Genomic DNA, 17,537 nt, shown 5'->3' on the forward strand with positions numbered 1-17,537 from the left:
CCTCCCGCTGGCCCTGGCGGCCAACAAAAAGCCCGCGAAGTCCGCGGGCTTTTTTCATGCTCACCAGTTTTCGGTGGCTTCGGAGCAATCGGGCGCTGAGGGGTTCACATCGCAGCGGATGCGCTTGATGATCTTCAGGCCCTTCTTATCGTAGAAGCCTCGCTCGGCCATGTCGATGCGGCCATCGCGCATCAGCACGGTGTAGCGGTCGGTGTCGGCGGGGCTGGGGTCCATCCACAGCTTGGCGGGGATCGAGGCGTCGGAGCGCTTGACGATGTCCAACGCGTAGTCGAAGCGGCTCAGCCACACCTCGCGTGACTTCTGGCCAAAGCCTTCGGGGAAGCGGTCGCGCTTGATGATCATCTGGTAGGTCAGGATGGTCATGGGGTAGCGCGACACGGCGCCCTTGGTGCCCACCCCCTTGGCCAGTTCCAGCGGTTTGAAGGCGATGGACGGTGCGATGAGCACGTCCACGCTGCCGTTGTTGAACATCGCGCCAAAGTTGGTCACATCGGCGGCCACGGGGCGGGCGCCCACGCGCTGGATCAACTGGGCCTGGGCCTTGTCGTGGTCAAAGGCGGCGATGCGCTTGCCGGAAGCCGCCTCCAGCGTGCTGATCTGGCGGTCGTTGACAAAAGCGTAAGCGGCGCCCAGGGGAATGATGCCGCCGACTTCGTACTGGCCTTGCACCATCAAGGAAGCGGCCTTGGGCGACGAAAAGGTCTGGATGGTCTTGTGCACGACCTCGTAGCTGGCCGCCATGTCGACCTTGCCATTGCGCACGATGGTGGACACGCCGGCCGAGTCGATCGCGGCCGACAGGGCGTTGAAACTGCGCGTGCGCAAGGCGGTGGCCATCACGGCATCGCATTGGCCCGTGCGGAAGTCTTCCACCGCCACGCGCTCGTCCACGTAAACCTTGAGTTCCAGGTCCACGCCCGTTTTCTGCATCTCGACGGCGTAGTCTTTGGCAGCGTTGAAGCCGTCGCCACCGGTGCCCAGGATGTCGAAGATGCAGACTTTTTGCTTGGCCGCCAAAGCGGGTTGGGCCAAGGCGGCACCGGCCATGGCCAGTGCGAAGAGAGATTTTTTCATGAGCGGTTGGGCCGGCCAGCGGCCCCCTTGATGGAGTCGGCGGCGATCATGCCATGCGCTGCAGCGCGGTCTGCCCATCCGTGGCCTGGGCCGGCGAGCTGTTGCCACGGGACAGGTGTTGCGTCAGCAAATGGGCCAGGTCGTTGCGGTGGAAAGGTTTGGGCAGGTGGTCGTCCATGTCGGCGTCCAGACAGCGTTGCCGCTCCTCGGGCAGCACATTGGCCGTCAGGGCCACGATGGGCACTCGGGGGCGCGCCTGCTGGCGCTCCAGGGCGCGGATGTGCTGGGTGGTTTCATAGCCGTCCATGCCGGGCATCTGGCAATCCATCAGCACCAGGTCGGGCTGGTGTTCATGGAGCCAGCTCAAGGCCTTGTGGCCGTCTTCGGCCAGCACCACCGACAGGCCGAACTGCTTGAGCGCGGCGTCGGCCACCAGCGCGTTGATGGGGTTGTCTTCGACCAACAGCACCAGTCCACGCCGGCCATCCGCGCGCGACAGGGCCTGCGTCTCATCACTCGGCCCTCGGGCCGAGGCGGCAACCGGCTGGGCCCGCGCCACCACGGGCAGGCCGAAGCTGGCCACGAACACCGAACCTCGCCCGGGCGTGCTGCTGCAGCGCAGATCGCCGCCCATGGCGCGGCACAGTTTCTGGGAGATGGTCAAGCCCAGGCCAGCACCGCCATGGCGCCGCTCCATCGAGCTTTCAACCTGGTGAAAAGCCTCGAAGATGAAGGGCAGCTCGTCACTGGGGATGCCGATGCCCGAGTCCTCGACCGCCAAGGTCACCATGTCATGCCCCACCACGCGCGAGACGCGCACGGTGATGCGGCCCTGGTCGGTGAACTTGACGGCGTTGCCCAGCAGGTTGTGCAGCACTTGCCGCACGCGAGCCGCGTCCCCCGTGACCTCGTGAAGGGCCGGCAGCGTGGATTCCAGCAGCACTTGCAAGCCCTTGGCCTGCGCGTTGACCGTGGAGATGGCCACCACGTCGTGGATGACGGCGCTCAGGTCGAAGGGGCGCCGCTCCACATGCACGTGGCCGGCCTCGATCTTGGAGGTGTCCAGCACGTCATTGATGACCGACAACAGGTGCTCGCCAGAGCGCTCCACCAAGTCCAGCCTTTCCTGGGCCAGCGGGCGCAACTCTTCGTCGCGCAGCATGCGGGTCAGGCCCAGCATGCCGTGCAGGGGCGTGCGCATTTCGTGGCTCATGGTGGCCAGGAAACGGCTTTTGGCTTCGCTGTGGTGCTGGGCCAGCGCCAGGGCCTTGGCGCGCTCTTGCGCCACCTCTTCGGTGGTGTAGCGCAGGAAGAGCAATTCCTCGATGCGGTTCTGCGCCCAGCGCGTTTCCATGAACAGCAGGCCCACGAAGGCCAGCACCGACCCCCCGCCAAACAAACCGAACGAGTCCTGCCGCGTCAGGTAGAACACCGCGTTGGGCACCAGCATGGGGATGATGAAGGCACGTGCCGACCCCGCATCAGGGTTGAGCATGAAGGTGCCCATGGACCCCACGCCCAGCAGGCAGGCCAGGGTCACGGCCATCAGGTCCAGGCGCGCCAGGGGTGTCATCCACCAACCCACCGAGCCCCACACCAAGCCGTCGATCACCAGCAGGATCAGGAAGCCCCGGTACCACTTGGGGTGCACCGGATCAGCGCTGTGGCTGAACAGGCGTGACTGGCCAAACAGCAGCACCGCGACCAGGCCCTTCACCGCCAACCAGGCCCACACACGCTGGCCGCCCATGGTGGGCAACAGCAACCAGGCCAGCAGACAGGAAAAACCGGTGGCCACCAGGCAGGCCGCAGGCATGTGCGCAAACAGCATGCGGATGCGCGCTTGGAGCACATTGAACTGCACATCGCCCAAGGGGACCGGCTTGCCGGGCCGCCAAAAACGGCCATTCACTGAGGCTTTCATGGGAGGACTCCTGACGAACACAGTATTCGTGAAGTCGCTGCCGCGTGGGGTGCGTTGGGGGCCGATCCAGGGCCGACAAGGCGCCGTTATGCCTGGCAAGCCCCCCTCGCTTCAGGGGGAGGCCAGGGTCGGCGTATCAGGGTTTTCTACAGACTGCCCGCGCAACCTGGTGCGCCGCAGCGGCAGGCCAGGCGCCCGGCGTGGTGAGTGGGGCCATAGGCCACGGTGAGTTCTTCGCCCACGGTGATGTCGCGCAGCGCGTAGAAGGCCACCCGGCCCTGCTGCACCTTGAGGACCATGTTGGGCGCGCAGGAATGGTTGGCAAAGCGCAGCGGATCGGCCGAATGGGTGGCATCCACCGCCCTCGCGTTCGACACCGCGATCATGAAGACGCGGCCCGTGCTTTTGTCGGCCGCCTTGGCGCGTTTGAAGGCCTCGGCCGTGCTGACGGACTCGCCCCGGATCTCGCCGATCTTGCGCCCGGCGGCCACGGCCTGCAGGGCAAAGGCCCCCAGGCCGTCGATGGCACTGGGTTTGACTTCGACGGCAAACTTCTGGGGATTGGCGACCTGGCCTTTGGCAGGCACCACGACAGCCCGGTCCAGTGAAGGATCGGGCGCGGCGGGCAAAGGTCGAAGGGTGGGCATGGTCAGGATTCTGGCACCGACTCCCTGACCACGATCTTGGCGTACAGGCTTTGTTTGGGCACGGCCAGCACACGGCGCACCATGGGCTCGAAGAATTCCAGCGGCAGGGTCTCGCGCTGGGGGTCGAAAGCGGCGGCGTCGTAACGCTCGCAGAATTCGGCCGTGTGGTCGTACAAGGCCGCCTGCGCCTTGAAGCGATCGCGCAGGTCACGGTCCATGCCCAGGTGGTGGAAAAAGTAATAGCCCTGGAAGATGCCGTGCTGGGCCACCATCCAGTGGTTTTCTTCACTGACGAAGGGCTTGAGGATGGCCGCCGCGATGTCGGCGTGGTTGTAGCTGCCCAGGGTATCGCCGATGTCGTGCAGCAGGGCGCAGACCACGTACTCCTCGTCGCGCCCATCCTGGTGGGCCAGGGTGGCGGTTTGCAGGCAATGGCTGAGCCGGTCGATGGGGAAGCCGCCGCAATCGCCTTTCAGCAGGTTCAGGTGATCCAGCACCCGGTCGGGCAACTGGCGGGCGTAGGGCACGAACTCTCGGGCGATGGCGGCCCAGTCTTCGGGCGTGCCATCTCGCATGTGGCTGAAGGTGGCGTGGTTCTGCGGCTGGTGACTGCTCATGCACGTCAGTTTGGGCGGCTTGGGCCATGAAAGCAAATAACCGTGATTGCCTTTGTCCATTACCATTGGTCATGGCTACCCTGGATCCGGACATCCACTATTTCATCGCCGCGGCCACCGAGGGCAGCCTGGTGCGGGCTGCGCAAAGCTTGGGGCTGACCCAGCCCGCGCTGAGCAAATCCATCAAGCGCCTGGAGAAGCACCTGGGCGTGGTGTTGTTCAACCGCACGCCACGCGGCTCGGAGCTGACCGAGGCGGGCCGGGCTTTTTATGGCCGGGTGCGCACCTTGTCCAATGCCATGGACGACGCGGTGATGGAGGCACGCGACCTGGGCGGGGGCCACGCCGGTCTGCTGCGACTGGGCATCACCCCGGCGGTGTCGCACTTTGTGCTGAGCGCGCTGTTCCCCACGCTGACCACCGAGCGGCCCGCTGCCCACGTGAAAGTGACGACCGCCTTCAATCACGTGCTGCTGGGCGCCATCGATCGCAAGGAGCTGGGCCTGGCGGTGTGCCCCTTGCCGGACGACTTGCCCGCGGGTGTGGAGGTGGATGAGCTGTACGACGATCCCTTCAGTGCCATCATGAACGACCGCCACCCCCTGGCCCAGCGCGAGCGCCTGTGCATGGACGACCTGATCGGCTGCCAGTGGGTGGGCTCGGGCAAGCAGGAGGTGGCGCGGCGCAGCCTGGAGCAGGCGGCGGCCCGGCATGGCCTGCCGCGTTTGAACATCCCGGTGGAGGTGAATTCACTGGAGTCGCTGTACACGGTGGTGTCGCGCACGCAGATGGTCAGCCTGTTCAACGCCCGCTTTGGCTCGCCATCGGCCTTGCCGCGCAACGTGGTGGTGGTGCCGCTCGATCTGCCGGGGGTGCACCGGCGTATCGGCATCTTGCGGCGGCGCGGCTACCTGTCGCCGATTGCGCAGCGGGCTCGGGAGATCCTGCTGGATGCCAGTGCGGTGATTGGCGCTTGAGGTTGCGGGCTGCGGCTGCGGTGCCCGCGTAGGTTGTTTTATCTTTGCAGCGCGGGGCGAGGGCTGGGTGGGCATCCGTCAGGGCTTCATGTTGGTGGTCCCGCTTTCAGCGGGACTGCCTTGCGATGCTCATGCCGAGGTGGGGCCGTGGAACTCACTGCGCGGATTGCATCCGCTTCGTTCAAACAACCACGGCCGGTCAGATGTTGATGCACGCTGCGCGTGCCCACCTCGGCATTCCGCTTCTCAGCACCAACAAGGCGCCCCCACCGGATGCCCGCCCAGCCCTTTTTTCGCCCCGCTGGTGGCATGGCACGGCTGCAATCGGTGGCTGACCAACCGCCGCGTCAACGAGCACCAACCGCACGACGGCTGCCAACGCCACACTGATCGCCACGCCACCGCCCCCAACCGTGGCCCGCCACCAGCGGGGCGATCACGGATGAGTCGGAGGCGGGCGGGGCGACTTCGGGGGCGGCGAGGCGCGCAGGCCGCGGCGGGTTGCCCCTCGCGCAGCGAGGGGTCGGCGAGGACTGTTTGAGCTGGCCGCAGGCCAGCGAGTTCCGCAGCCGCCCGCCGTGGCCGAGCACCGAGCGCAGTCCGCCGCTACGCGGTGGACCGCCACCATAGGAGCCCCGTCCGCCTCCGACTCATCCCCGCCCCGCGCTGCCAAGACAAAGCAACCCACCCCTACCTCACAGCAAAGTGCCGCACCAGCCCCGTCAATAGCACCTCAATGATGGCCGTGAGATGCCGCTCGTTGGGCACCTCGGGAAACCAGGGATCATCCGGCCCCATCACCAGCTGACGCGCCGTGAAGCCATGGATGCCTTCCCAGTAAATCTGGGTCATCAGGTCGATGTCGGTGTCAACGTTGGACACCTCGCCCGTGGCGGCCCATTGCACGAACAGGGTGCGTGAAAAAGCATACGGGTCTTCGGCCGGATCGCCATGCTGAACACGCGCCACCTCGTTGGGCGCGTGCGGGCGCTTCTGCATGAACACGAAGGCGTATTCATCCGGGTGCTTCAGGCCAAAGTCCACATAAGCGCGGCCCATGGCGCGGATGCGGTCCAGCGGCTTGCTGTGCGCCTTGCCAGCGCGGCGCATGGCATTGGTCAGCTCTTGCAGGTCTTCGCCCATGGCCTGCGAGATCAGCATGGCCTTGTCCTCGAACAAGGAATAGACCACGGTGGTGGAATAGCCCGCCAGCTCGGCCACCTTGCGCAGCGAGATTTCGCCCAATCCGCCTTTTTTGATCAGCTTGCGCACGACCTTGATGATGCTCTTGCGGCGCTGCTCCGCCTCACGTTGCTTGCGCAGCTCCTTGACGCTCTGGGTCACGAATGCGGCCTCCGTTTTTGTTGATGGGCTTGTTCAGCTTTTTAGCACCAGATCGTCGCCATCGCGGGTTGCGGCACCCACCTTCACCAACTGATGGGCGAACCGCTCGCTAAGCTCTGCCGCATCGTGCGGGTAATGGTCGTGCACCACCGTGTTGAAGATCTGGCTTTGCCGGATCAGCTGGGCGATGTCGGCCAGGCTCAGGCGCTGGTGGGCCATCAGCTTGAAGGCCAGCAAGGCCTTGATGGCGTTGTCGGCGTTGCGCTTGGGGTCGTCCATCAGCCATTCGATGCGCGAGTTGGCGGTGGCCAGCGCGGCCTGCACATCGGTGAAAGGCGCGCCATGGCCGGGGATGACCAGCTTGGGCGCCAGTTGCTCGATCAGCGCCAGGGTGGCCTGCTGGCGGCCAAAGCCGGGCTCGCCCACCAGCTCCGAAAAGATGATGCCAAAGCCCTTCTCCCACAGGGCATCGGCCGAGATGAGGATGCCCAAGGCATCGCACCACAGCATCACCATGTCGTGGTCATGCCCGGCGGCGGGCAGCACCTGCCACTCATTCGCGCCCAGCCTGAGGGTGCCGGGCACGGTGAGCACCGCGTCGTGCATGAAGCGCTCGCAGTGCTGGCCGGTGGCGGTGTAGCTCAGGCGGGCTTCGTCCCACACAGTCACGGCATCTTGCAGGCCGGGCGGGATGACGATCTGGCAATCAGGGTAATGCGCTTTCAACACCGCATTGCCGCCCGCATGGTCGGAATGCAGGTGCGTGTTGATGATGCGCCGCAGCGGCTGGCCGCCCAGCGCGGCCTGGATCAGCACCAGGGTCTTGGCGCGCTCACTGCCATAGCCGGTGTCCACCACGGTGGGCAACTCGGGGTCAAGGAACACGATGTGGTTGGACGACAGCCAACCCCGCTCCAGCACCTGGATGCCCTCCGGCAATTGCATACCCATTCACCCCAACCCTGCCACCGTGCAGTGGGGCGATCTTACGGCAGGGCCAGGCCTGCCGTGGTCAAGCGGGATTCAGGCGGCGCGGCGGGCGCGCACGCTGGTCATGCGCGGCACCGACTTGGGCGCGTGCAGCTGCTCCCAGTACGACACGGCCTTGCCCACCCATTCACGGTAGGCGGGCTCTTCAGGCGCGTAGTAGGGGATGCCACGCGCGGCGAAGGCTTCGAGTTCTTCGGCCACCGCGTGCGGGGCCTCGACCAGCTCCAGCTCCAGGGCATGCAGGGCATGCACGCGCTGGATGGGTTCGGGCGCCATCAATTGGGCGCGCAGGGTTTGAGCGGTGGTCTTTTGACCCATGAGCTTTCTCCGTGAGTGATTTCACTTCGGATAACGGCTCACAGGCCCTTCAGGTTGAGCCCCGCCTACTTGAAAACCACCTTGGTCGTGGAATCCGGCACAGCTTGGGCCGCAAAGTCTTTGTAAACCTGAGCATGGGCCGCCGTGCAGACGTTGCCCACCGTGCGGTCGTCAAACACGCGTTTCACGGTCAGCACCTGGTCCTTGAACTGGTAGGTGGCGCTGTACGACAATTTGTCGCTGTCCAGCTTGACGTCCTTGGGCACCTGCTCGATGGTCATGTTGGCCGGCAACTGGTAGCGGTATTCCTCGATCGAATGGCCACTGGAACAGGAGGTTTCGGCCCCTTCGGTCACGGGCTGGCTGGCTGCCGCCACGTAGTCCGCCACCGGGCTTTCGCTGTAGAACATGGGCGTGATGGCAAAGCTGCCTGGGCCCGGCAGCTTCACCCATTGGTCCACCTTGAACTGCGTTCGGTAGCCATAAGTGTCGCGCAAGGCACGGGCGTTGTCCTTGACCATGCTGCCGCTGCCTTTCTGGCCGCCCGATTCAAAGAAGGTCTTGACCATGTTGGCTGCCTGCACCTGCGTCAACTGGCGCAGGCGCATCCGGGCGTTGACCGCGAACAGGCCGCGCAAGGCCACGTCCACCGTGCCAGAGGCCGAACCATCGGGCTGCACGATCACCTCGGTCTTCATGATCTGCTGGTTGAAGCCCACCGGGGACACGGGCGTCTTCAGCCCATCCTGGTGGCCGTCGACCAGCAGCACGGGCTTGCCTTCATCGCCAAAGGGCAGCATGCCAAAGGGCACGCTGTCGGAGGTGGTGTCCAGGAACAGGTTCAGGCTGGGGATGTGGTTGATCACCTGGTTGACGGCCGACACCACGGGCACCTTGGGCAAGGCATAGGCCGTGCCCGCGTTGATCAAGGCCTGGGTGCTGGCGATGCCCTTGGCCTTCAACAAGGCTTGCAGCACGGTGGCGTGGTCTTTGCAATCGCCAGTGCGCTGGGTGAGCACCACGTCCACATCTCGGGGCACCATCGAGCCCAGGCGCAGGCAAGGCGCGGTGGTGGCGATGTTCAGCGTCACCCACTCGTACAAGGCCTTGGCCACCTCGGCCGGTGCCTTGGCCTGGCTGTCCTGTGTGATCTGGTCGGCCAGTTGCCGCACCTTGGGCGTCACGATGGCCTTCGCCTGGGCTGGCCCGCCATAGGCCTTGGCCAGATCGCCCTGGCTGCGGAAGGTGGAGAACAGCACGCCGGCCTCGTCCTCTTGCTCGTGGCCCGACAACCTGGGCGGTGCACTCTTGAGCGGCTGCTCGTTGCGCCAAGCCCATTCGACCACCTTGCGGCCGGCTTTCTCGCTGCGCCGCACTTCGCGGAAATCACGCGCCTGGTCTTGTGACCACATGCTGACGGGCACGTCGACCTTGATCCTCACGTCACCGTAAGAATCGGTTTTGGGAAAGCTCTCGTTGATCGAGAAATGCCCCGCCAACCAAGGCTTGCGGGTGGTCACGCGGTAGGCCAGCACCGCGGTATCGCCCACCTCGACATTGGGGAATTCGATGCCAAGGTCCTGCTGGCCCGAGGTGGCATCGGGGGCGTCCTTGAAGCCCGACTTGGGCACCTTCAGACGCCGGCCATCGGCCTTGCGCGTGTAGGCCTCGATCACCTTCACCTTCTGCAACTGGCGGTCGTAAGAGACCGAAGTCCGGCTGGCACCGGCCACCAGCTCAGGCGTCGATGCGGCCATGGACCAGGCCCGGTCTTCCAGGTAGGTGCCATCGGGGTTGACGGTGTAGCTGACGGCGTAGTGCGTCACGCGCGAGGTGGGGCTTGGCGCCGACGCGGCCTCGGCAGCCCACAGGCCGCTGGACATGGCCAGCGTGCCCACCAAAACCATGGCTTGCAAATGATTGGATTTCAAAGTGTGTTCCGTTGGAGCCCGTGCAAGCCCGCAATCTAACCGACTGGCCCGGCGCATGGGCTAGGGATCAGTGCGGGGCCCGAGACAAGTGTTTACCTTTCTTCACGTCAACGCGGCATGCGCAGGGCGCGTTGAACCTGCATCTTCAACCCATCAAGGACTGACCATGAACAAGACCCTCGCCATCGCCGCCGTGCTGACCGCCTTCGCTGCCACCTCTTTTGCACAACCCGCTGCCAAGGCCTCGGCACCCGCCGTGGCGGCCAGCGGCGCCGCTGTCAAGAAGCACGACGGCAAGGCCCACAAGCACGAGGTGCCCGCGCACGCCGCTTCGGCTGCCGCGTCCAAGTGATCGGCATTGCATGACCTGGAAAAAGCCGGATTGAACTCCGGCTTTTTTTGTGTGCGCTTGTTACTTGGCCCCCATGGTCAAAATCTGTGAAGATGCTGGCATCAGGGGATGACCCTGTCCTCGGCACGGCGCCCGGCCGCGTTGAGACAACATGAACGACTGTAGGAGACCCACATGAAAAAACTGATTGCTCTGGCGCTGGCCGCGTGTGCCATGACCCCCGTGATGGCCGAAACCAATGTGGGGGTGTCCATCGGCATCAACCAACCTGGTGTGTATGGCCGGATCGACATTGGCAACGACGGCTACGGTCCGCCTCAGCTGGTGTACCCACAGCCCGTGATCATCGCGCCGCCCGCCGTGGTCTATGAACGCCGCCCCATCTACCTGTATGTGCCCCCGGCTCACCAGCAAAACTGGCGTCGTTATTGCGGCCGTTACCAGGCTTGCGGCCAACCCGTCTACTTCGTGCAAGAACAATGGGTGCGCAACCGCTGGCAGCATGAGCACCCCGGCAATGGCCGCCCCGGCTGGCGCAATGGCCCCGATCGGCATGACCACAACGACCGCGATGACCGCGGTCATGGGAATGGCCATGGTCACGGGAACGGCCACGGCAAGCACGGCCGCGACTGAGGTCAAAGCATCTCTTCGGGCGCAAAGGGCGAAAGCAGCTTGAGCCCGAACTTGAGCCACGCACTGGCCTCGGGTTCGCTTTGACGCAGCAAGCCTGGGTTGGGCGGCGTGGTGTTCCATTGCACCCGCTGCCCCTCGCTCAAAGACAGGTGGTAGCTGTCCTTGCTCACCTCCTCGAACAAGCGCGCCAGTTGTTGCGCGATCTCCGGGCTGCGCATCAACACGCCCATTTCCGAGTTGAGCCGGGCTGAGCGCGGGTCCAGGTTCATGGACCCGACCAAGGCGCTCTCCCGGTCCACGACCACGACCTTGGCATGCAGCGACGCATGCGAGGACCCGAACGAACCCAGCTTGGCCTGCTTGGCATTCAGCAAGGGCCGCAGCTCGTGCAACTCCACGCCCATGGCCAGCAACTGGGGCCGGTAGCGGGCATAACCAATGTGCACCGCAGGGGCATCGGTGGTGGCCAGTGAGTTGGTCAGCACGCGCACTTTCACACCCCGGTCCCGCAGCTCCTTGAACAGCGCCACGCCCCGCACGCCGGGCACGAAGTAAGGCGAGATCACGATCAACTCCTGGCGGGCCGAGCGGATGATGCGGTCAACGTCATCTGCGATGGCTTCAGCCTTGGTGGGCTGGCCCTCGCTCTGGATCTTCGAAGGCTTGTCGGCCAACACCGTGGCACGCGCCCACACCAGTTTCAATCGGCCCTGCTTCAAGTCGCGCGCGAATTCGGTGTCGGGGATCACCGCCGGCACGATGGTGGGCTTGCTGGCCCCATCGGCCGACGAAGCGGCGGCGCTCAAGATGGACGGGTCCACCACCGCGGTCACCGGGTAGGCCATCGGGTCATTCCAGAACCGGTCGAACGTGGTGGACAAGGCCCGCACCGCCGGCCCCGCCACGATGATGTCGATGTCCAGGAAGTTGCTGTCGGGGCTTTGCACAAAGTAGGCGTCGCCCAGATTGCGTCCACCCGTGATGGCCAGGGCGTTGTCGGCCACGAACATCTTGTTGTGCATCCGGTGGTTGATGCGGCTCATGTCCGTGATGGACGCCAGCAAGCGGCTGATGGTGCCGATCCGCCCCGCCGGGAAGGGGTTGAACAGGCGCACCTCGATGTTGGGGTGGGCCGTCAGGCGCAGCAGGCCCTTGTCCTGCCCGGCCGTGTTCAGGTCGTCCAGCAGCAGCCGAACATGCACACCCCGGTCGGCGGCCGCACGCACCCTCTGCATCAAGGCGCGCGACGAGCCATCGCTGTGGATCAGGTAGTACTGCAGGTCCAGCGTGTGGCGGGCGTTGTCGGCCAGGGCGGCCAGGGAGCCCAGGGCGTCATCGCCCGATGCCAGAAGGCGCAGTCCCGACACGTCGGGGCCGGGGGCGCTGGTGGTCGTCAAGCGGCCCAGGTCGGTGGTGTTGTAGTCGGCCAGGGCGTGGGTGTCGGCGCGGGGCACGGGCTCGGGCAGGGTCGCACAGCCTGTGGTCAAGGTGGCCACGCTCAGCGAGCACAACAGGTGTCGCATCCATCGGCCAGTGAGTGAAATCATTCGGTTTACCGCTGAGTCATGTGCAATGGTCAGCGTAGCAGAACGGACCCCAACCGTGCGCTGAAATGGTGCAGGCGCGCCGATTGCTGACCAGTCTGGAAACCCCCGCGCCCAGAAAAAAGGAGATTCCATGAAGCATGCACACCCTTTGAGCCAGAAAACCGTGGTCATCACTGGCGCCTCCAGCGGCGTGGGCCGCGCAGCCGCACTGGCCTTTGCCGAAGCCGGGGCACATGTCGTCCTCGCGGCACGCCGGCAAGATGCCCTGGACGATGTGGCCCGCCAATGCCGAGCCCTTGGCGTGGAGGCCGACGTGGTCCTGACCGATGTGGGCGACCCGCAGGCGATGAAGACGCTGGCGGCGCAAGCCATCGAGCGCTTTGGTGGCATTGATGTGTGGGTCAACAATGCGGGCGTGGGCGCCGTAGGCGACTTCACCGACACGCCCATCGCCGCGCACGAGCGCGTCATCCGCACCAACCTGCTGGGCTACATCAACGGCGCTTATGCGGTGTTGCCGCATTTCAAGGAGCGCCGGGCCGGTGTATTGATCAACACCCTGTCCATCGGCTCGTGGGCGCCGGCGCCTTACTCGGCGGCCTACAGCGCCAGCAAGTTCGGTCTGGTCGGCTTTTCACAATCCCTTCGCGGCGAGTTGAGCCAGCACGAGGGCATCCATGTGTGCGATGTGTTCCCGGCCATGCTGGACACGCCCGGCTTGTCGCACGCTGGCAACTACACCGGTCGAGAGATCAAACCAGCCGGGCCGCTGGCCGATCCCCGGCGCGTCGCCCGGGCCATGGTGCGCCTGGCCTGGCAGCCTCGCGATTCGGTGACCGTGGGGGCCGCGGCTTCGGCCGTGAAATGGGGGCACGGCTTGGCGCCCAACCTCGTGTCCAGCCTGATGGCGCGCAGCATCCGGGCTTACTGGCGCAAAGCCGTGCCCGTGCGCAAAACCGCTGGCAACCTGTTCGAACCATCAAGCGCGCCGGCCAGCATCGATGGCCGCTACCGCGGTCTCCAGGCGCGCGATGTGGTGTTGCCCGTGGCTGCAGGCCTGGCCTTGCTGGGCGCGGGGTGGTGGGCCATGTCGCGCAAACGCCAGGGCGGATGAATAAAAACGCATTGGGGCCCATGCGCCACGCTTGACGCGGATCAAGCCCGTCCATGTGTGGGCTGCTTAAGCTGAGGCATGGGCCCCTTTGTCACCTTTTCGTCTCTCAGCCCCTGGCGGCGCGGTGAATTGCTGGCCCTGCTGGCCACCATCCCGGCCTTCTACATGGCCGCCTTGTCCACGCACCGCCTGGCCAGCGCGGCGCTGTACCTGCTGGGCTTTGCGGCCTGCACAATGGCGATCGTCCACGACATGCGCCACGCCAAACAACGCGGCCCCTGGACCCGCCACTTCGCCACCCACCAGCTTTCAAGCGTGCTGGCAGGTGCCTTGCTCCTGTCGGCCATCTTGCCCCTGGGTGAACAGCTGGACGTGCTGGGCGTGCGCCTGGCCACGGCAATCCTGACCATTCTTCGGTGGGGCCAATCACTGTGGCCCAGGTTCTGGCGTGGTGGTCTGGCCCACCTGCTGACCCTGGCTGTCGGTGTATTGGGGCTGTGCGGCTTGGGCTTTTGGTGGCTGGAGCCGCAAGCGCACACCTTCGGAGATGGGCTCTGGCTGGCCTTCACCACCGCGGCCACCGTGGGTTATGGCGACATCGTGCCCACCACGCCCGCGGCCAAGATCTTCGCGGTGTTCGTGGTGCTGATGGGCTTTGCCGCGCTGTCCCTGATCACGGCCGCCATCGCCGCGATGTGGGTGCAATCCGAAGAAAAGCGCATCGAGGGTGAGATCCTGCGCGATCTGCACCTTCAGATCAAAGGCCTGCGCGATGACCTGGCCACCCTTCGGCAGGGGGCCAACACGCCGTCTTAGCAATCCCCCTCACGCGGCGTGGCATGCGGCGGCCCATCATCATGGCGCCCATGCCCGCCGCCTTGTCGACCGCCCCGCCGCCTGCGCCCCCAAGGCCTACCCGCCGCTGGGAGTTCGACGCGCTGCGCGGGCTCATGTTGGTGCTGATGACGCTGACTCACCTGCCCACTCGCCTGGCCGAGCACCTGGGCCAGCCCTTTGGCTACGTGTCGGCCGCCGAGGGCTTCGTGCTGCTGTCGGCCTTCATGGCGGGCATGGTCTACACGCGCAAGGGGCGCCGCCATGGCATCCCGGTGATGCGGCGCGCCTTTCGGCAACGGGCACTCGTGATCTATGGCTGCCAATTGCTGGCCTTGCTGTTCCTGTTCACCGTGATCGCCGTGCTGGGCCTGGGCATTGACCAACCCGCGGTCAAGAACCTGATGTCTTTCTACCTGCAGCATCCCGTCACGGCCTTGCTGGCCGCGATGGCCCTGGTCTACCAACCGCCGCTGCTCGACATCTTGCCGCTGTACATCCTCTTCATGCTGATCAGCCCATGGGTGCTGTCCCACGGCATGCGGCATGGCTGGCGGGGTTTGCTCGCGACCAGCCTCGCGCTTTGGCTGCTAGCCCAATTTGGCGTCACGCACCTGATGTACGACTGGGTGGTCGCGCACACGGGCCTGCCCGTGCCCTTCCAGGAGACCGGCTCTTTCGACACCCTGGCCTGGCAGTTCATCTGGATTCTGGGTTTGTGGATGGGCGCCCAGTTGGTGGTGGCGCCACAGACCCTGCCCCCCCGGGCGCCGTTTCCACGCTGGATGGTCTTGGTGGCCCTGGCCATGGGCTTGACGGGACTGGCTTGGCGCCATGCCATCGGGCAGGTCCCCTTGCCTAACTGGCCAGAGGTCAATGTGTTGTTCGACAAATGGCTGCTGGGCCCGCTGCGCCTGCTCAACCTGCTGGCATTGATGGTGCTGACCCTGCGCTTCGGCCCCTGGCTGACCGCGCGCATGCGGCGCTTGCGTCCCCTTGAAGCCATGGGGCGGGCTTCATTGCCCGTGTTCTGCGCGCACCTGGGCGTGGTCTTGCTGGTGCTGGCCGTGTTTGGTGAGGCCGATCCGCATCGGCCCTGGTGGCAGGATCTGGCCATCGCTGGATGCAGTCTGGCCGTGTTGCTGGCCGTGGCCCACGCCTGGCCCAGGTGGGCACCTCGCTGGCCGCGTGAGCGCCCCGCCGCTGACCAGGCCCTCAGCGCGCCGCAGGGGTCAACAAATTCGGTGGAAGGCTCTTGACGATGGTGGACTGCCACAGCGCGTATCCCGCCTGGTTCAAGTGCAGGGCATCGGGCTTGAACAGCTCGGCACGCGGCTCGCCATCGGGGCCCAGCATGGGTGTGAACACGTCCACGAAGTACAGGTTCTTGTCCTGGTCCGCGTAGTCCCGAATCAGCCGATTGGCCTCGCGCACACTGGGCATCAACTTGGCCCGCGAAGGGCTGGGCTTGATCGAGATGAACACCACCGGCAGGCCCGGTTGGCGCTCGCGCACACCGGCCACAAAGGTCTGAAAACTCTCCAGCACCTGGTGGGGCAAACGCCCGGCGGCCAGGTCGTTGTCGCCTGCGTAGACCAACACCAGGCGGGGTTGGTACAGGGACACCAGGCGCTGCACGTGGCGGGCACAGTCGGCCAGCTCGGACCCACCAAAACCCCGGTTGATCACCGTGGGCCAACCGGTGAACTGCTTGGCCATGTCCGACCACAAGCGGATGGATGAGCTGCCCACGAATACCACGCCGCCCGGCAAGGTGGGGTTGGCTGCATCCGCCCGTTCGAAGTCTTGGAATGCGGCGGCCCAGTGGTCATCGGGTGAGGGCGCTTGAGTACCCACGGCCTGTGCCTGCGCGCGCCCCCACAGCAGGACCAGGCCGAGCAGGGCCCCTGCGGCAACAGCCGCCATGCGGGACCGGGTGCGGAAACTGAGCTCAAACATAAGGCAGGCTGTAGGTGCGGGCCTACAAAAAGTGCGGGCGCTGGCTGATGGGCCCAGTGCCATGCCCATTGCTACAGTGGCCCTCAAAGAAGGAGTACCACTATGTCATTCGCACTTTACCTCGTCGGCTTTTTGCTGATCACTGGCGGCGTCGCCTGGGGCCTGGTGGTGGCGGGCGTGCCTCACCTTTACATCGGCATCGCCTGCCTGATCCTGCTGGGTCTGGGCATCGTCACGGGCGTGGCCAAGACACGCACGCGCGATCCCTCACACTGAAACCTGTCAGAGTTCGCTGTTCTTGCCGTTGGGCTTGTCCGTGCCCAACAGGCGCGGCACGGTGTTGAGCACCGCCAGCGCCATCACCGTGCTGATCAAGGCGGTCACCTCGCGCCCCAAGCCACAGGCGATGCCGATGGCGGCCGTCATCCACACCCCGGCGGCGGTGGTCAGGCCTTGCACGTCTTCTTCTGAATGGTTCTTGATGATGGCACCCGCGCCCAGGAAACCAATCCCTGCGATGACGCCTTGCATCACGCGGCTCAGGTCGGCCACCTCCATGCCCCCTTGCTGAGGCACCAGCACGAACAAAGCGGCGCCCATGGCCACCAGCATGTGTGTGCGCACGCCCGCGGCTTTGCCACGCCGCTCGCGCTCATAACCCAGCACCCCACCCAGCAAGGCCGCCAGCAACAGGCGCACCACGATTCGGGTGATCTGCGCCGCATCGGGCACATCGGAAAACTCGTCGGCCAAGGTGGCCACCATTTGATCGAACACGGACGGGCTCCTCAGAGGTCGCGCTCATCTTACGGTGTCACGGCCGCGCACCGCGAGGCATGTCGATTGCCCGCATGGTTGACCCCAACCCAAGGAGAACGCCATGGCCCACCCCGACACCCAGCAAGACTTTGACGATTGCATTGAAGCTTGCCAAGAAGCTTTTCACTTCACGCAGCAATGCGCTGCCGCCGACATCCGCGAGGCCGATGCGGCCATGGCCAAGTGCGCTTTGATCTGCCTGGATTGCGCGGACATCTGCGCCGCCACGCTGAAGGTCATGGCACGCGGCTCGGACCACCACGGCGACTTCTGCGCACTGTGCGCTCACATCTGCCGCGCATGCGCGCAAGAGTGCGCACGCCACGACCACGTTCACTGCAAGCAGTGCAAGGCCGCTTGCGAGCTGTGCGCGGTGGCCTGCGCCAAGCACGCCTCAGAGAAGCACGCGCTTTGACGCAGGCGCCACCACCTG

General features: G+C 65.4%; 19 protein-coding genes. 8 read left to right on the plus strand and 11 right to left on the minus strand.

Features of this window, described 5'->3' with window-relative positions; all coding sequences use genetic code 11:
* Positions 1 to 60 precede the first annotated feature (60 nt).
* The 4 genes from LQ232_RS08230 to LQ232_RS08245 form a co-directional block, all read right to left on the minus strand.
* Positions 61 to 1,095, minus strand: a complete 1,035-nt coding sequence (locus LQ232_RS08230; RefSeq protein ID WP_230179840.1) for a putative solute-binding protein — start codon at positions 1,093 to 1,095, stop codon at positions 61 to 63.
* A gap of 46 nt (positions 1,096 to 1,141) precedes the next feature.
* A complete protein-coding gene (locus tag LQ232_RS08235) occupies positions 1,142 to 3,019 on the minus strand; it encodes an ATP-binding protein (protein ID WP_230179841.1) in 1,878 nt (625 codons plus the stop codon).
* 146 nt (positions 3,020 to 3,165) lie between these two features.
* The gene (locus LQ232_RS08240) at positions 3,166 to 3,666 is read right to left on the minus strand and encodes an SET domain-containing protein (RefSeq protein WP_230179842.1); all 501 of its coding nucleotides are present in this window, start codon (positions 3,664 to 3,666) and stop codon (positions 3,166 to 3,168) included.
* 2 nt (positions 3,667 to 3,668) lie between these two features.
* The gene (locus LQ232_RS08245; RefSeq protein ID WP_230179843.1) at positions 3,669 to 4,283 is read right to left on the minus strand and encodes an HD domain-containing protein; all 615 of its coding nucleotides are present in this window, start codon (positions 4,281 to 4,283) and stop codon (positions 3,669 to 3,671) included.
* A gap of 71 nt (positions 4,284 to 4,354) precedes the next feature.
* Here LQ232_RS08245 and LQ232_RS08250 point away from each other — a divergent pair, with 71 nt between their 5' ends.
* Positions 4,355 to 5,260, plus strand: coding sequence for a LysR family transcriptional regulator (locus LQ232_RS08250; protein ID WP_230179844.1), 906 nt, complete (start codon positions 4,355 to 4,357; stop codon positions 5,258 to 5,260).
* A 690-nt stretch (positions 5,261 to 5,950) separates the two neighbouring features.
* On the opposite strand, the gene LQ232_RS08255 is transcribed toward LQ232_RS08250, so the two are convergent.
* The 4 genes from LQ232_RS08255 to LQ232_RS08270 form a co-directional block, all read right to left on the minus strand.
* Positions 5,951 to 6,604, minus strand: a complete 654-nt coding sequence (locus LQ232_RS08255; RefSeq protein WP_230179845.1) for a TetR/AcrR family transcriptional regulator — start codon at positions 6,602 to 6,604, stop codon at positions 5,951 to 5,953.
* A gap of 33 nt (positions 6,605 to 6,637) precedes the next feature.
* Positions 6,638 to 7,555 (minus strand): MBL fold metallo-hydrolase, encoded by a 918-nt coding sequence (locus tag LQ232_RS08260; protein ID WP_230179846.1) that lies wholly within the window; start codon positions 7,553 to 7,555, stop codon positions 6,638 to 6,640.
* 72 nt (positions 7,556 to 7,627) lie between these two features.
* Positions 7,628 to 7,912 carry a hypothetical protein gene (locus LQ232_RS08265; RefSeq protein ID WP_230179847.1) on the minus strand — a complete coding sequence of 95 codons (285 nt, stop codon included), beginning with the start codon at positions 7,910 to 7,912 and terminating at the stop codon, positions 7,628 to 7,630.
* Positions 7,913 to 7,977: 65 nt separating this feature from the next.
* Positions 7,978 to 9,843 carry a DUF3857 and transglutaminase domain-containing protein gene (locus LQ232_RS08270; protein WP_230179848.1) on the minus strand — a complete coding sequence of 622 codons (1,866 nt, stop codon included), beginning with the start codon at positions 9,841 to 9,843 and terminating at the stop codon, positions 7,978 to 7,980.
* A 166-nt stretch (positions 9,844 to 10,009) separates the two neighbouring features.
* Here LQ232_RS08270 and LQ232_RS08275 point away from each other — a divergent pair, with 166 nt between their 5' ends.
* Positions 10,010 to 10,195, plus strand: coding sequence for a hypothetical protein (locus LQ232_RS08275; RefSeq protein WP_230179849.1), 186 nt, complete (start codon positions 10,010 to 10,012; stop codon positions 10,193 to 10,195).
* A 174-nt stretch (positions 10,196 to 10,369) separates the two neighbouring features.
* Positions 10,370 to 10,831, plus strand: a complete 462-nt coding sequence (locus tag LQ232_RS08280) for a hypothetical protein (RefSeq protein WP_230179850.1) — start codon at positions 10,370 to 10,372, stop codon at positions 10,829 to 10,831.
* Positions 10,832 to 10,833: 2 nt separating this feature from the next.
* Here LQ232_RS08280 and LQ232_RS08285 read toward each other — a convergent pair whose 3' ends face one another.
* Positions 10,834 to 12,354 carry a phosphatidylserine/phosphatidylglycerophosphate/cardiolipin synthase family protein gene (locus tag LQ232_RS08285; protein ID WP_230179851.1) on the minus strand — a complete coding sequence of 507 codons (1,521 nt, stop codon included), beginning with the start codon at positions 12,352 to 12,354 and terminating at the stop codon, positions 10,834 to 10,836.
* A 154-nt stretch (positions 12,355 to 12,508) separates the two neighbouring features.
* Here LQ232_RS08285 and LQ232_RS08290 point away from each other — a divergent pair, with 154 nt between their 5' ends.
* The 3 genes from LQ232_RS08290 (at position 12,509) to opgC (ending at position 15,585) form a co-directional block, all read left to right on the plus strand.
* On the plus strand, positions 12,509 to 13,492 hold the full coding sequence (locus tag LQ232_RS08290) for an SDR family oxidoreductase (protein WP_230179852.1): 984 nt from the start codon (positions 12,509 to 12,511) through the stop codon (positions 13,490 to 13,492).
* A 78-nt stretch (positions 13,493 to 13,570) separates the two neighbouring features.
* On the plus strand, positions 13,571 to 14,308 hold the full coding sequence (locus LQ232_RS08295) for a potassium channel family protein (protein ID WP_230179853.1): 738 nt from the start codon (positions 13,571 to 13,573) through the stop codon (positions 14,306 to 14,308).
* Between the two features lie 23 nt (positions 14,309 to 14,331).
* Positions 14,332 to 15,585, plus strand: coding sequence for an OpgC domain-containing protein (opgC, locus tag LQ232_RS08300; protein WP_371820148.1), 1,254 nt, complete (start codon positions 14,332 to 14,334; stop codon positions 15,583 to 15,585).
* On the opposite strand, the gene LQ232_RS08305 is transcribed toward opgC, so the two are convergent.
* Positions 15,542 to 16,285 (minus strand): SGNH/GDSL hydrolase family protein, encoded by a 744-nt coding sequence (locus tag LQ232_RS08305; protein ID WP_230179854.1) that lies wholly within the window; start codon positions 16,283 to 16,285, stop codon positions 15,542 to 15,544. The two genes, opgC and LQ232_RS08305, sit on opposite strands and share 44 nt — an antisense overlap.
* A 102-nt stretch (positions 16,286 to 16,387) precedes the next feature.
* Between LQ232_RS08305 and LQ232_RS08310 the strand changes: the two genes are divergently transcribed.
* Positions 16,388 to 16,561, plus strand: coding sequence for a hypothetical protein (locus tag LQ232_RS08310; protein ID WP_230179855.1), 174 nt, complete (start codon positions 16,388 to 16,390; stop codon positions 16,559 to 16,561).
* A 6-nt stretch (positions 16,562 to 16,567) separates the two neighbouring features.
* Here LQ232_RS08310 and LQ232_RS08315 read toward each other — a convergent pair whose 3' ends face one another.
* Entirely contained in the window at positions 16,568 to 17,050 is a 483-nt protein-coding gene (locus LQ232_RS08315; RefSeq protein WP_230180691.1) for an MgtC/SapB family protein, read from the minus strand.
* A gap of 115 nt (positions 17,051 to 17,165) precedes the next feature.
* Between LQ232_RS08315 and LQ232_RS08320 the strand changes: the two genes are divergently transcribed.
* Complete coding sequence (locus LQ232_RS08320; protein ID WP_230179856.1) at positions 17,166 to 17,519, plus strand: four-helix bundle copper-binding protein; 354 nt, start codon at positions 17,166 to 17,168, stop codon at positions 17,517 to 17,519.
* Positions 17,520 to 17,537: the final 18 nt, after the last annotated feature.

The sequence above is a fragment of the Aquabacterium sp. CECT 9606 genome, from assembly GCF_918741295.1.
In the GTDB taxonomy this organism is placed as follows: Bacteria; Pseudomonadota; Gammaproteobacteria; order Burkholderiales; family Burkholderiaceae_C; genus Aquabacterium.